A 13,327-nucleotide genomic window follows, 5' to 3' on the forward strand; every position below is an offset into this window, starting at 1 on the left:
CTTGATGCTGAAAAATGAGCGCTTGGACGAAATTGACCATCGAATCCTGGGCGCGTTGGCGGCCGATGGGCGGATTTCGATGACAGCACTCGGCTTGGAAGTTGGTCTCTCCAAAACCCCGGTCACGGCTCGCGTGAGGCGGCTGGAGTCGCTTGGTGTGATTACGGGCTATCGGGCTGAGCTCTCGGCAAGCAAACTTGGGCTTGAGCATGTCGCCTTTTTGGAGGTGAAGCTCTCCGATACGCGGCAGCAGGCTTTGTCCGACTTCAACGACGCAGTGCGCCTCATCCCCGAGGTGGAATCCTGCCACATGATTGCCGGCGGATTCGATTATCTGCTCAAAGTCAGAACCACGGATATCGCCGCCTATAGACGAGTTTTGGGTGAGCAGATCTCGCAGCTGCCGCACCTTGCATCCACATCAACCTTCGTGTCTATGGAAAGCGTCCTTGAGCTGGGCGGGTTGCAGCTCTGAACCCGGATCGCGCGCCATCGACCCGGGTCCGTTGATCAGCGGACGGAAGCAAGTTGGATGAGCGCGTCGGTAAGGCCTAGACCACCATTGGTCTACGCCGTTTGAGGTTTGTCCTTGCGACACCGGTTGCGCGGCCTCGCCGTTGAGAAGCGCCTGCGTACGTCTGACTAGCCGATGGCGCGGCAAGATTCGCGGATCTGGAGCAGCGGTTTGATCCGGATGACCTCGCCCCTGGGTTCGTTGCCTGCAAATTGAGAGAGCAACAGTTTTGCCGTCTGCTGGCTGTGTGCGGCAATATCAGGTGACAGCGCCGTTATCGATGGCGTCCATCCTTCGGCCGGGTGATGCCCGTCAAAACAGATGACTGAAACATCATCGGGCACCCGAAGCCCCATATTCTTCAATCCCTCCATGGTGCCTTTCAGCTGGGCAATGGTCAGACAGATAATCGCGGTCGGCGGGGCCGGCAGAGACATAAGCTGCTGGACCGCCGAGTAGGCTTGTTTGCGTTTAAAAATCGATTGCTGCATCAGCTCTTCACGAGGCTCCACGCCATCACTGGATAGCACCGACCGGAACGCATCGTAACGTTCGTAGGATGCCGAAATCGTCGGGCGTCCGGCGAGAAAGGCAATCTGTTTATGGCCAAGTCGCAACAAATAGCGTGTGACGAGTTGAGCGCCGTAAACATTATCATCGGTCACCGTATCGAAGCCCGTGCCCGGTAGAACTCGGTCCACAAGGACCACCGGACCGCGCACGGTCTTCACAAAACGATCCGCATAACCCTCGCCAAGGCTGGTGGGCGCGATGATAAGGCCAGCCACCTTGTGCGCCATCATCAGGGCAATCTCCCGAAATTCCCGTTCGGGATCATCACCGCTGCTTGCAAACAGCATATGGTAGCCGCGGTCTGACAAAGCCTGCTGCATGGCGCGCGCCAGATGCGCCGCCCATGGCACGGCAATATCGGGCACGACCAGGCCGACGGTTGTTGAGGTTCCCTTGCGCAGATTTCGTGCGATGAGATCGGGCTGGTAGCCGGCCTCGGAAATTGCGTCCCAAACCCGTTTCTGCAGCGTTTCGCTCACCGGCGCTGCGCCAGAAAGGGTTGCTGACACGGTTGTCACCGATACATCGGCCAACCGCGCTACGTCCTTCATTGTTGCCAATCGATCAGCTCCTGCCAGGCGGCATGCTCATCCCATGCACGCGCCCCAGTTGCAATTCACGCAATAGGGTTACGGTGTTGCTTTTAGTGCCACTGCGCTCTTGCATCAACCGCAACCTCTGCTAGAAACGTATCGTTACGCGTAAACAATATGCCAACAAAAATAGGCGTTCTTGAAGTTAGCGAACCAGAACAACGTAACGATTTGCGTTGTGTCATAACCGGGAGACAATGACCATGCGATCACTCAGATACATTATCGTGCCAGGGTTGGCGGCCACGCTGCTGGCCGCAAGCACGATGGCCGCGGCTGCACAGGAAACCCTGCGCCTGCGAATGAACGGCGACATCAATGTGATGGATCCGATCGCAACCACGAACTTCACGATTCGTAACGCCTCCTATTTGATCTATGACACCCTGTTTGCGCTGGATGCTGACTACGCGGTTCAGCCGCAGATGGCCGGGGGTTACGAGCTGTCCGACGATGGGATGACCTACACCATCACGCTGCGTGACGGTTTGATGTTCCACGACGGATCACCTGTGACGGCAGCAGATGCTGTTGCATCGCTGGAACGCTGGGCGGAAGTCGATGGTCTTGGCCGCATTCTCTTTTCAAAGATGGACACCATCACCGCCAGTGATGATGACACGTTCGTCATTCAGATGGCTGAACCTTGGGGCCTAGTGCTCGATGCGCTCGCGAAGATATCCTCCAACGTACCTGTGATCATGCCGGCCCGATTGGCAGCGACGCCAGCCAGCGAAGCGGTGAGCGAGCCGATCGGCTCCGGCCCATATCGCATTGTGATGGATGAGTGGGTCCCTGGTAGCATCGCGGTGTTCGAGCGGTTTGATGATTATGTGCCGCGCTCAGAGCCTGCCAGCATGGCTGCTGGTGGCAAGATTGCCCATTTTGATCGGGTTGAGCTGATCCACATTCCCGATACTGCCACGGCCATCGACGCGCTCATTGCTGGCGAGATCGACTGGGTAGAAGAGGTGCCAGCCGACATGCTTGCTTTCTTTGATGGTCAGAATGATGCCATGCCCATTGCCGCCCGCCAGTCCGGCAACTCCATGCAGCTGGTGGTCAACCATCTCAATCCACCATTCGACAATCCTGATATTCGTCATGCGCTGCAATTGGCCCTTGAACAGACCCCGTTCCTGCAGGCCGCCTTTGGTAACAACACCGAGCGCTTTCTTGAGTGTGCGGCCGTGTTTTTTTGCAATGGACCTTACGCGTCGGATGCCAACACCGAGCGCGTGCTGGAGCGCAATCTGGAAGAAGCCGCTGCTCTACTGGAGCGCGGCGGCTATGACGGTACGCCGGTTCTCTTGATGCATGTGACCGACATTGCCACGCACGATGTTTACTACTCGGTGCTTAAGCCCATGTTGGAAGAGGCAGGCTTTGTCGTCGAAGAGCAGATCAGTGATTGGGCCACGGTTGCTACGCGTCGTGCCAGCAAGGCGCCGGTTGATGAAGGCGGTTGGAACCTCTTCTTCACCGGATGGGGCTACATTGATCAGATCAACCCGATGACCAATGTCTATGTGTCGGGCGCTTGCGATGATGCCTGGTTCGGCTGGGCCTGTTCTCCAGAATTGCAAAGACTGCGGGAGGACTTTGCGGTCGCCCAGAGCGATGCGGAGAAAGCCGCTCTGGCTGAGGAGATGCAGGTGCTGACCCATGATCTGGTGAGCTATGTGCCACTTGGTCAGGTTTTCCCGTCTCAGGGCATCGCCACCAACCTTGAAGGTTTCCTGGAAAGCCCGGTCCCTTTCTTCTGGAACGTTCGCCGGGCAAACTAAACCATACCCGCTCAATGATTTTTGTCCCGGCCAGCCCCTTACTGGCCGGGACAGCCACTACGCCATCCCGCGGCAAGCTTTTTGCCTGTCGTGCCATGCGGTGAGAACCTTCCATGTTGCTTTACATCGCTGGACGCCTGCTTGCCGCCATTCCGATCACGGCGCTGGTTGCCGTTTTCATCTTTTCCTTGGTTCACCTGGCCCCTGGCGACCCGGCCGTGCTCCTGGCCGGCGACAATGCAACGCCGCAGCAGGTGGAGCAGATTCGGGAACGTCTGGAGCTTGATCGCCCACTACACGAGCAGTTCGGTATCTGGGCCGTCAACGCTGTGCAGCTTGATCTTGGCGAGTCCATCTATTCGCGCCAACCGGTCACACGCCTGATCGCTCAGCGTATTGAACCGACATTTGTCCTGAGCATTGTGACGCTCATTCTCACCGTTGCCATTGCGGTGCCGCTGGGTGTGATTGCTGCTTGGAAAGCCAACACCTTGCTTGACCGTGCAATCATGGGCTTTGCGGTGATCGGCTTCTCAGTTCCGGTCTTCGTTATCGGCTATATGCTCGTCTACTTCTTTGCGGTGGAACGACGATGGTTCCCCGTCCAGGGGTACAAGTCCTTATCAGATGGTATTCTGGCAAGCCTGCACTCCGTTACGCTGCCATCGATCGCGCTTGCGTTGGTATTTGCTGCGCTCATTGCACGCGTTACCCGCGCAGCGATGCTCGAGGCTCTCAACGAAAACTATATCCGCACGGCGCGTGCCAAAGGTATGGGCACCGCGCGTATTCTTATCACGCACGCGCTGAAGAACGCAGGCGTGCCGGTGGTCACGGTGATCGGCATTGGTTTCGCCACGCTGATCGGCGGCGTGGTGGTCACCGAGTCGGTCTTCAATATTCCCGGTATTGGACGGCTAACAGTGGATGCGATTACACGGCGTGACTATCCCGTCGTGCAAGGGGTCATTCTGTTCTTCTCGCTGATGCTGATCGGCGTCAATCTGCTGGTCGATATGAGCTACGGGCTTTTCGACCCTCGGGTGAGGGGATAGCAATGAGCCTGGCCGAACCGTCCTCAGTTGCCGTCAACGACCGACCGGCGCATCTCAGTTGGCAGCAACAGACGCTGACCTTTTTCAAGGATCCAGCCGCGCTCATTTGCAGCTTGATCCTGCTGGCACTGTTGTTGACCGCCGTCTTCGCGCCGCTGATCGCTGATGATCCGCTGCAAATCTTTCCTGCCGGTCGGCTCGCTGGGCCGGACGAGACGGCGCTGCTCGGCCGCGATCATCTGGGGCGCGACGTGTTCGCCCGCGCCGTCTATGGCACGCAAGCCTCGCTGACCGTTGGTTTTGCGGTTGCCGCACTTACTAGCATCATCGGCGTCGCGATTGGCATCTATGCCGGTCTATCGACGATTGGCGGCGCGATTATCATGCGGCTCAACGATGCCATGATGGCAATCCCGGCCATTCTGCTGGCGATCGCTTTGGCGGCACTTTTCGACGCTGGTCTCACGACCGTGATCTTTGCGATCACTGTGCCAGAGATACCGCGCATGGTGCGGCTGGTGCGCTCGGTTGTGCTGAGCGTGCGCGAACAACCCTATGTGATGGCGGCGCGATCCATCGGGACATCGGGCCTAGCTATGGTCTGGCGCCACATACTGCCCAACACGATGGGGCCGGTTATGGTTCAGGCGACCTATGTGTGTGCCTCCGCCATCATCACCTCTGCTGTCTTGAGTTTTCTGGGCGTCGGCACCTCGCCGGAAGTGCCCAGCTGGGGCGGCATGATGGCCGATGCGCGCCGCCATTTCCGCATTCACCCGGAGCTTATGCTCTATCCGGGGCTATTGCTTTCGTTGTTGGTCTTGGCTGTCAACCTGCTCGGCGACCGGTTGAGCGATGCACTTGACCCGCGCAAGATGAAGCGTGGTGCGCTGTGATGGATGCAGTCGCACAGACGGCAACGCCTGTCTTGAGCGTGCGCGAACTCAGCTTGCGGTTTCATGCCCATGGGTCCGTCTTGCAGGCACTCGACCGTATCTCGTTTGACGTGCATCCCGGCGAAATTCTGAGCCTTGTTGGCGAGTCGGGTTGCGGCAAAAGTGTCACCGTCATGGCGATCCTTGGTCTGCTGCCACCCGAGGGGGCAGAGCTTAGTGGTCGATCGATTAGCCTAGGCGGTGAGGAGCTTTTGGGTTGCGGCGAACGAGCTATGCGCCGGGTGCGTGGCGCTCGCATCGGTATGATTTTTCAAGACCCCATGACCTCCCTCAACCCGGTTCACACCATCGGTATGCAGATCGCTGAGCCCCTTCGACGCCATCTTGGTCTGAGCCAACGGAACGCGCGGGTCCGGGCTCTTGAGCTGCTTGATTTGGTGAAGATACCCGATGCCAAGAACCGGCTGGATGCCTACCCCCATGAGCTTTCTGGCGGCATGCGGCAGCGGGTTATGATTGCGATCGCGCTTTCCTGCAACCCGGAGCTTTTGATCGCTGATGAGCCGACCACGTCGCTCGACGTAACCGTCCAGGCGCAAATCCTAGACCTCATCAACGAGCTGAAAGATGAGCTAGGCATGAGCATCATTCTCATCACCCATGATTTGGGTGTGGTGGCCGGTTGCGCCGACCGAATGATGGTGATGTATGCAGGCCGGATTGTCGAAGAAGGGCCAACGGGCTCGGTGTTTCGCCGGCCGTCGCATGGCTACACGGCTGGGTTGCTGCAGTCTCTGCCAGGTGGACACACAGGTCACCGAACTATGCTGGCTGAAGTCCCCGGCAGCGTACCGCGTCTGGACAAGCCGAGCATTGGATGCAGCTATTTTGATCGCTGTGGCTTTGCCGGCCCTGAGTGCAAAGAACCGCTCCCACCTCCGCACGCCATCAGTGCCGATCACCGTACCGCATGCGTGCGCCATGCAGAGGTATTCTCCGGTGTTCGCGGCCACCCCATTGTGGTGCGGTGGTCATGAGTTCACCGTTCCTCTGCCTGTCTGACGTTTCAAAAAACTATCCGGTTGGGCAGCGACGGCTTGGCCGCCCGCAGAAGGTTGTGCAGGCCGTCGACCAAGTGTCGGTCACCATGGCCAAAGGCGAAACGCTGGGCCTGGTCGGTGAAAGCGGCTGCGGAAAATCATCGCTTGCCCGTTTGATCATGCGGCTTGAGGAACCAAGCAGCGGTACCATCACACTTGATGGTGTCGACATGGCAACGCTAAGCAAGACCGAGTTGAAGGCGCAGCGCCGCCGCTTTCAGATGGTCTTTCAGGATCCCTATGCCTCCCTCAACCCGCGCATGCGGGTGCGCGCAAGCCTTGCCGAAGCGCTGGTCAATTACCGCTATGGATCCAAGGCGGACATCAACGCTCGTGTCGAGGAACTGGCCGGGCAGGTGGGTTTGAGTAGCTACCATCTTGACCGCTTCCCCCACGAGCTTTCTGGCGGTCAGTGCCAACGGGTGGGTCTGGCCCGTGCGATCGCGCTGGAGCCTGATCTTATCGTCGCCGATGAGCCCGTTTCTGCGCTGGATGTTTCCATTCAGGCGCAAATTCTCAATCTTATCATGCGCTTGCAGAAAAGTATGGGGCTGACGCTGGTCTTCGTTTCCCATGATCTGTCTGTCGTTGCCCACGTGGCCGACAGGGTGGCAGTCATGTATCTGGGCAGGATTGTGGAGACCGGACCGGTTCATGAGGTCTTCAAGTCTCCCAAACACCCGTACACACAGACGTTGCTGGCGGCGATCCCGACACCAACGCCAGACCGGCGCGGCGAAAAAGCCGATGTCACAGGCGAACTGCCAAGCCCTCTTTCTCCGCCATCAGGGTGTCATTTCCGCACCCGCTGTCACTATGCCCAACCCAGATGCGGGCAAGATGTTCCAGCTTTGCGTCTCTTCGGTGAGGCACAACAGGTTGCCTGTCATTTCGCTGAAGATTTCGCATCGCCCGGTCTCATCGGGGTCCGCGACGATGACATAGAACACGTTGGCAGCAACGCGCTGTGATTGACCCGATTGTCTTCCTTCCGGGCCTGCAGTCGGATCACCGTTCCTGGGTGTATCAAATTGCACACTTCCAAAATCGCCATCCCGTCATCGTCGCAGAAGGCTTTCATAACCAGGACAGTCTGGCTGGGATGGCCCGTATCATTCTGCCGCAACTGCCGGAGCGGTTTCATCTGGTGGCTTGGTCGATGGGCGGATACGTGGCCTTTCAATTGCTGCCGGAGATTGCTGACCGGCTACTCAGCCTGGCTTTGATCGCCACATCGGCGCGTGCGGATTCCGCACAGAGCACTCGCAATCGCCACCGGCAGATCGAGGTGGCACGCCGCAAAGGAATCGGGTTTCTCAATCGCGCCAATCAGGCGTTGAACTGTGTTGACGCTTCGCTGCTAGACACTCCGCCATTTCGTGCAATGACCGATGCTGCGGTGGAAATTGGTCTTGAAGCCTATGAGAAACAGCAAAAGGCCATCATCGCCCGTGAAGACGCGACCGACCGGCTGGCATTGATAACCTGTCCCACCGTGGTCATCGTCGGCGACGCCGACACGACAACGCCGCCTGAAGAAGCCCGTATCATTCACAACACCATAGCTGGATCAACGTTTCACGAGATACCGGCAAGTGGCCACAGCGTACCGCTTGAGAAGCCAACGCAGGTGAACCAGCTAATCGACGCTGTGATAGCGCAGGGCAAATGAGCGTTTGCGAAAAGCCATGTCGGATCAACAGTGGACAGGCAAAACCTTTGATTAACGCCTAACCGGCGAGGTCCGTTAGGCTGCCGCTCCGTTTTGACGAGGCTAACGTGCATAGCTAAGCCAACGCAGTCCGGCTTTACCGAACCGTGAGCCAGTGGAAGTAGGCTGCGTGGTCCAATTCGGCACCATCATGATGGTCGACCAAATCGCGAAACGCATCACGCGTGGCCTGAGTCAGGGGCAAATCAAGGTCGGTTGCTTCGGCTTGGGCTGCGGCATTGTCGAGGTCTTTCAGTTGCGTGGCCGACCGACCGCCAGGGGCGTAATCGGACGCCACCATGCGCGCGCCATGCAGCTCCAGAATACGGCTATCGGCAAAGCCGCCCATCAGCGCCTCGCGTAGGGCGGCCAAGTCGCAGCCACCGGCCTGTGCCAAACGAAAGCCTTCAGCGACGGCGCCAATGGTGGTGGCAACGATCACCTGATTGGCCAGCTTGGCGATCTGCCCAGCGCCTGACGGGCCAAGATGTTTTGGCCGTCCGAGAACCTCTAAGACGGGCGCGGCGCGGCGCACTGCCGCTTCCGTTCCACCGACGAATATCGACAAGGTTCCGGCCTCTGCGCCAACAACGCCGCCCGAAACCGGCGCATCGAGATAATCGAGGCCGCGAACCTTGGCCGCATCGGCCAATGCGCGATCGGTCGCTGGATCGACCGATCCCATGTCGATCACCAGACCACCCGATGGCATGGCGTCAAGCACGCCTTGGTCGAGCAACACCGATCGCACGGCTGGTCCATCCAGAAGCATGGCGATCACCAACTCGGCGTCCGTTGCGGCTTCGGACGGAGAAGCGCAAACTTTGGCAATATCTCCTAGGGGGGCGGCACGATCGGGCGAGCGGTTCCAGATGGTTAGCTCATGTCCGGCTGCTATCAAGCGCCGAGCCATTGGCAGTCCCATCAAGCCTGTCCCCAAAAATGCGATCCTCATTGTGTACTCCTGCCGCGTTCAAAGACTCTTCTAGGCTGACAGATGTGCGTCTGGTTGCAAGGCCGCTCAGCCTGTGAGGTGACGCATTGAACGGATGCTCATTTTATTGTTCGCGCTGAAAGAAAAGGTGTGCCAGCGGGCCTGAGATCGGCGTCGACCGGATACGCGCCTTTATCGACGTCAAGGAAGCAAACGCGCGGGAGTGGATAAGTGCGCCAGCTCGCTTTGCAGACTAGTGCACGCGGCTATCGGCCATCTCATCTTCCAGATAGACCTCGATAATCTCGCGAAAGGATGTTTCTGCGCGAAAGCCCAATTGGTTCGCGCGGGCGGTGTCAAAATCACGCGGCCAGCTTTCAACGATGCTGGCGATTGCTGGGTCGTGTTCGCGGCGGATGAGCGCGACAGCTTTGTCCCCGGCGACCACCCGCAGAGCTTCGATCTGATCAGCAACGGTGGCTGATACGCCAGGCATCGTCATGCTTCTACGTGGACCAAGCTGGGCAGTATCCAATGCGGCGCCATGCTCAATGAAGCCAACCGCAGCGCGAGGGCTCGCGAACCAGTGGCGCACATCCTCGCTGACGGGCAAGATCGCTGTCTGTCCGTTCAGCGGTTCGCGCAAAATGCTGGAATAGAAACTGGACGCGGCTTTGTTGGGCTTGCCTGGCCGGATGCAAATGGTGGGGAATCTGATGCCCACGCCGTCCAGAAAGCCACGCCGTGAATAGTCGTCGAGCAGAAGTTCGCCCATCGCCTTTTGCGTGCCGTAGCTCGACTGAGGCGTGAGCTGAAAATCATCGGGGATGCGGACGGGGAAGGGGGCGCCAAAAACGGCAAGTGAGGAGGCGTAGATGAGCCGTGGCGTGTAGCCTTCGGCGTGGCGCAGCGCTTCGAACAGTGCGCGGGTGCCATCCAGATTGACCCGGTAACCCTTCTCGAGGTCGGCCTCAGCTTCGCTGGAAACGATCGCCGCCAGATGCACAATGACGTCAGGTTTTTGGGCGACTAGCCCCGCTACAGTTTTTGGGTTGGAGAGGTCTGCGGCCAAGGCCGTTCGAGTGCCCGCAAAATGCTTCGCTACGTCGGGCGCGTGAACATCGATCAGCGTCAAGGCGTCGACTAATGTAGCACCAATCTTGCCTGTGTCGGCGATCCGTTCAGCCAGTTTGCGGCCAATCATGCCCGCAGCGCCTATGATTGCAACGTGCATGGATCAGCCTTTCAGGAGGATGCGAGCGATGGCAAAGCCGTCCAGAGCAAGGGCGCCCTGATGGTCGGCAAGCGCGTCAAAATGGTTGGGATTCTCGGCTGCCGCTGCGAAATTGCTTGCGTCCAACACGGCGATCTGTGCGGCTGCTGGCAGTGTGATCTCCGCTTTCTCAGGCCTCGTGTTGGCGACCCAGATCTCGATACCGTCTTCGGTCTGAGTCGCAATGGCCGCAACAGGTCCGGAGGCTGGAAGATCGAGCGCAAGCCTCTGCATACCGTTCAGGCGTGTGAGGCCCCGAAGGACATGGAACACCGGATAGAGACCGCCATTGCCCTCAAACCATGGATCGGGATCATCACCAGGCGCAGAGAGAACGCCGAAGGGACCGGTGGCGCCGCCCATGGCGATGGCCGATGCGCCACCTTCTGCGAAGTCTGCAATGTAGCCAAGGGTCCAAGCAGCCCCCATCAGGCCGCGCTGCCGCGGATCGTTGCGATTCATCGCCTGCCGGATGTTGTCCGGATTGTCTTTGGCGGACGCGCCGTAGGGATTGTCGCGGATGCCGATGGCTGAGGGTCCGACCGCCCAAGGCGTGCCGTCTGCAATGCCCGTCACGGATGCTGCGATTGCACCATGGGCCTCGCGGCTTTCCATCACCGAGCGATCATCGCCTGCATGGACCATGGGCGAGGTTGTGAATGAAACGAGGTCCAAAACATCGGATGGTGGCCGCTTGCGGTTGAGCTCAGTGAAGTAGCTGAACATACCACCGCCAATACGCGCGTGCGGGAAGGCACTGCGGGTTGCATCATAGAGCGCGCGCGCATCCGGTGCGTCTGGCCAGACCGAGCCCGGCAGTGTGCATTTCAGATCAGGTGCTGGGGAGACAAGAACCGTGGCAAACGGGTTGCCCAAGTTTGCTGCGATCTGGCCCAGTGCCACGATTTCGTCGTGGGCACCTTCGTCGCTGGTGTTTTCAATCACGGCTTCAAGCCACGGCTCGGCTCCGATGGCATGGGCCACATCCACCATGGCTTGCAGCGATGCTTGGTCGTGACCGGCGCGCGGATCGTGATGCAGCACCATGTAATGGGACCCAAGAGCCTTTAGCGCATCGGTCGCGGCCGCCGCTGTAGCGGTGTTTTCTGGTCGCAGGCCAATACCGAGAGGTGGCATAGCGCCGACGGTTGCCCCTGGAACCAGGTTCACGGCTCCGGTCTCAGCCTCTTCACCACTCTCTCCATTGATGGAGACGGTGATTGTTTGATCCACGACCTCGCCAGGCGCGATCTGGTACGGCCATGGGCGTGCAAGTGGGCGCACATAGGTTTTGTAGGAGGCATCGGTCCAGTTTCGCTGGTCCTCCATCTCATAGGTGTCGCCCTCCATTAGAACCTTCACCGCCAATCCACCTGGTGTGTGGTGGGAGAGGGCGCGCAGATCCATCATGGGTTGGACCGGATCGATGATTTTTGGAAAATGGTCTTCCACGACGCGGCCATCGGTGTGCTCGATGGTGACGGGAGCACCGGCAACACCGTCGATGGGGTGTAGGATCACAAAACCCGTGCGGTTGGTTTCAAAGCCGGTTGGGGTGGTGCCACGGCCATGGAAGATCAGCGTGCCGTCCGTGCGGCCCTTGATCTCTGCGTCATAGGCGAAGCTCTCGCCTTGGCCCTGGGCAACGGCGTTCAGAGAGACTTTGAAACTCTCAGCGCTTTCCTCAACGGTGAGGTTGGAAATCTCAGGCGCATAGGTGCCCCAATCGCGGTCGCGGACGATGAACGAGACGGCGCGCAGCACCTCTTCGCCATCCCAGCGAATGTAGCGCAGATTGCCTGCTTCCAGCTCGGCGGAAAGCTTGCCAGCGCGTAGGATGCGGGGTGCAGGTACATCTTCCTCGGTGCCGTAGAGCGCAATGGCGCGAGATGGGTTTTGCATCATGTTTCCCTCTAGGCGCGCGCAGAGCGCCAGTTGATGAGGCGTTCTGCCAAAAGCGCGATAATAATGATGGAGCCGATGGCCGTGCCCTGCCAGAAGGGCGATACGCCCATCAGATTCAGGCCGTTGCGGATCATGACCATGATGAGCACGCCCAAAAGCGTGCCGATGATCGATCCGCGCCCGCCATAAAGGCTCGCGCCACCGATCACGACGGCTGCGATGGCATCCAGCTCCAGCTGGTTGCCGGCAAGCGGGTCCGCGGACATGATTTGTGCCAGGCTGAACGTGACAGCGACGGCAGCCAAGGCGCCTGAAATCACATAGGGCAGGATCGAATAGAACATGGTGGAAAGCCCGGCAGCGCGCGCTGCTTCATGGTTCGATCCGATGGCGTAGATCGTGCGCCCACCCTTTGTGTAGGTGAGATACCCCCAGGCCAGAAGGTAGAGCCCGATGAGGAAGAGGACGTTGGCGGGGATGCCCAAGAAGGTTGAATAGACGATGGAGTCCAGTTCTGGCGGCAGGCCGGAAATGCTGCGTTGCCCAGAGAAGATGAAGGACAGGCTTCGTCCGATGGCCATCACGCCAAGCGTCACCACAAACGGTGCCAGGCCAAACACGGCAATCAAAATGCCGGAAAACAGGCCAATGCCTGCCCCAGAGAGAATGGCCAGCGGTATGGCCATGGGGATTGGCATGATTTGCAGCGCTTGAGCGAGAATGATGCCCGTCAGAGCAAACACCGCCCCAACCGACAGATCAATGCCGCCAGTGAGGATCACAAATGTCATACCCACGGCTACGATGCCGATGACAACCGACTGATCAAGGATGTTGAATATGTTGCGTTCGGTCAGGAAGAAGGGCGACGCAAACGACAAAACCACCGCCAGAAGTAGCGCGAGGCAGAGCATCCTGAATTCCAGGCTGCGAAAAACCTTTGCTGCGAGCGCTGAGCCATTCGCTGCGCTTGTGCGTTCCGCCAT

Annotated in this window: 12 protein-coding genes; 7 read left to right on the top strand and 5 right to left on the bottom strand. The window is 58.9% G+C overall.

Annotated features, from left to right (window positions below):
- The first annotated feature begins 4 nt into the window (after positions 1-4).
- Positions 5-475, top strand: a complete 471-nt coding sequence (locus tag JJ917_03515; GenBank protein ID MBO6697878.1) for an Lrp/AsnC ligand binding domain-containing protein — start codon at positions 5-7, stop codon at positions 473-475.
- Positions 476-642: 167 nt separating this feature from the next.
- Here the strand turns inward: JJ917_03515 and JJ917_03520 are convergent, their stop codons facing one another.
- A complete protein-coding gene (locus tag JJ917_03520) occupies positions 643-1,638 on the bottom strand; it encodes a LacI family DNA-binding transcriptional regulator (protein ID MBO6697879.1) in 996 nt (331 codons plus the stop codon).
- A gap of 245 nt (positions 1,639-1,883) precedes the next feature.
- Here JJ917_03520 and JJ917_03525 point away from each other — a divergent pair, with 245 nt between their 5' ends.
- The 6 genes from JJ917_03525 to JJ917_03550 all read left to right on the top strand — a co-directional run bounded on the left by JJ917_03525 (position 1,884) and on the right by JJ917_03550 (position 8,190).
- Complete coding sequence (locus JJ917_03525; GenBank protein MBO6697880.1) at positions 1,884-3,467, top strand: ABC transporter substrate-binding protein; 1,584 nt, start codon at positions 1,884-1,886, stop codon at positions 3,465-3,467.
- 113 nt (positions 3,468-3,580) lie between these two features.
- Positions 3,581-4,522: an ABC transporter permease gene (locus JJ917_03530; GenBank protein MBO6697881.1), complete on the top strand. Its 942-nt coding sequence runs from the start codon at positions 3,581-3,583 to the stop codon at positions 4,520-4,522.
- 2 nt (positions 4,523-4,524) lie between these two features.
- A complete protein-coding gene (locus tag JJ917_03535) occupies positions 4,525-5,418 on the top strand; it encodes an ABC transporter permease (GenBank protein ID MBO6697882.1) in 894 nt (297 codons plus the stop codon).
- Positions 5,418-6,455: an ABC transporter ATP-binding protein gene (locus JJ917_03540; GenBank protein ID MBO6697883.1), complete on the top strand. Its 1,038-nt coding sequence runs from the start codon at positions 5,418-5,420 to the stop codon at positions 6,453-6,455. Before JJ917_03535 ends, JJ917_03540 begins: the two co-directional genes overlap by 1 nt.
- Positions 6,452-7,489, top strand: a complete 1,038-nt coding sequence (locus JJ917_03545) for an ATP-binding cassette domain-containing protein (GenBank protein MBO6697884.1) — start codon at positions 6,452-6,454, stop codon at positions 7,487-7,489. The genes JJ917_03540 and JJ917_03545 overlap by 4 nt, the downstream gene beginning before the upstream one ends.
- Complete coding sequence (locus tag JJ917_03550; GenBank protein ID MBO6697885.1) at positions 7,486-8,190, top strand: alpha/beta fold hydrolase; 705 nt, start codon at positions 7,486-7,488, stop codon at positions 8,188-8,190. The genes JJ917_03545 and JJ917_03550 overlap by 4 nt, the downstream gene beginning before the upstream one ends.
- A 136-nt stretch (positions 8,191-8,326) precedes the next feature.
- On the opposite strand, the gene JJ917_03555 is transcribed toward JJ917_03550, so the two are convergent.
- The 4 genes from JJ917_03555 to JJ917_03570 all read right to left on the bottom strand — a co-directional run bounded on the left by JJ917_03555 (position 8,327) and on the right by JJ917_03570 (position 13,327).
- Complete coding sequence (locus tag JJ917_03555; protein MBO6697886.1) at positions 8,327-9,184, bottom strand: NAD(P)-dependent oxidoreductase; 858 nt, start codon at positions 9,182-9,184, stop codon at positions 8,327-8,329.
- A gap of 232 nt (positions 9,185-9,416) precedes the next feature.
- Positions 9,417-10,397 carry an SDR family oxidoreductase gene (locus JJ917_03560; protein ID MBO6697887.1) on the bottom strand — a complete coding sequence of 327 codons (981 nt, stop codon included), beginning with the start codon at positions 10,395-10,397 and terminating at the stop codon, positions 9,417-9,419.
- Positions 10,398-10,400: 3 nt separating this feature from the next.
- The gene (locus JJ917_03565; protein MBO6697888.1) at positions 10,401-12,338 is read right to left on the bottom strand and encodes a hypothetical protein; all 1,938 of its coding nucleotides are present in this window, start codon (positions 12,336-12,338) and stop codon (positions 10,401-10,403) included.
- A gap of 11 nt (positions 12,339-12,349) precedes the next feature.
- Positions 12,350-13,327, bottom strand: a complete 978-nt coding sequence (locus tag JJ917_03570) for an ABC transporter permease (protein ID MBO6697889.1) — start codon at positions 13,325-13,327, stop codon at positions 12,350-12,352.

The sequence above is a fragment of the Hyphomicrobiales bacterium genome, from assembly GCA_017642935.1.
Taxonomy (GTDB): Bacteria; Pseudomonadota; Alphaproteobacteria; order Rhizobiales; family MH13; genus MH13.

What these genes read in the sequence shown, in the direction of transcription:
- JJ917_03565 (MBO6697888.1), bottom strand. Translation starts at nt 12,338, where the DNA reads ATGCAAAACCCATCTCGCGCCATTGCGCTCTACGGCACCGAGGAAGAT.
- JJ917_03520 (MBO6697879.1), bottom strand. Translation starts at nt 1,638, where the DNA reads ATGAAGGACGTAGCGCGGTTGGCCGATGTATCGGTGACAACCGTGTCA.
- JJ917_03525 (MBO6697880.1), top strand. Translation starts at nt 1,884, where the DNA reads ATGCGATCACTCAGATACATTATCGTGCCAGGGTTGGCGGCCACGCTG.
- JJ917_03545 (MBO6697884.1), top strand. Translation starts at nt 6,452, where the DNA reads ATGAGTTCACCGTTCCTCTGCCTGTCTGACGTTTCAAAAAACTATCCG.
- JJ917_03515 (MBO6697878.1), top strand. Translation starts at nt 5, where the DNA reads ATGCTGAAAAATGAGCGCTTGGACGAAATTGACCATCGAATCCTGGGC.
- JJ917_03560 (MBO6697887.1), bottom strand. Translation starts at nt 10,397, where the DNA reads ATGCACGTTGCAATCATAGGCGCTGCGGGCATGATTGGCCGCAAACTG.
- JJ917_03570 (MBO6697889.1), bottom strand. Translation starts at nt 13,327, where the DNA reads ATGGCGGAACGCACAAGCGCAGCGAATGGCTCAGCGCTCGCAGCAAAG.
- JJ917_03555 (MBO6697886.1), bottom strand. Translation starts at nt 9,184, where the DNA reads ATGAGGATCGCATTTTTGGGGACAGGCTTGATGGGACTGCCAATGGCT.
- JJ917_03535 (MBO6697882.1), top strand. Translation starts at nt 4,525, where the DNA reads ATGAGCCTGGCCGAACCGTCCTCAGTTGCCGTCAACGACCGACCGGCG.
- JJ917_03540 (MBO6697883.1), top strand. Translation starts at nt 5,418, where the DNA reads ATGGATGCAGTCGCACAGACGGCAACGCCTGTCTTGAGCGTGCGCGAA.
- JJ917_03530 (MBO6697881.1), top strand. Translation starts at nt 3,581, where the DNA reads ATGTTGCTTTACATCGCTGGACGCCTGCTTGCCGCCATTCCGATCACG.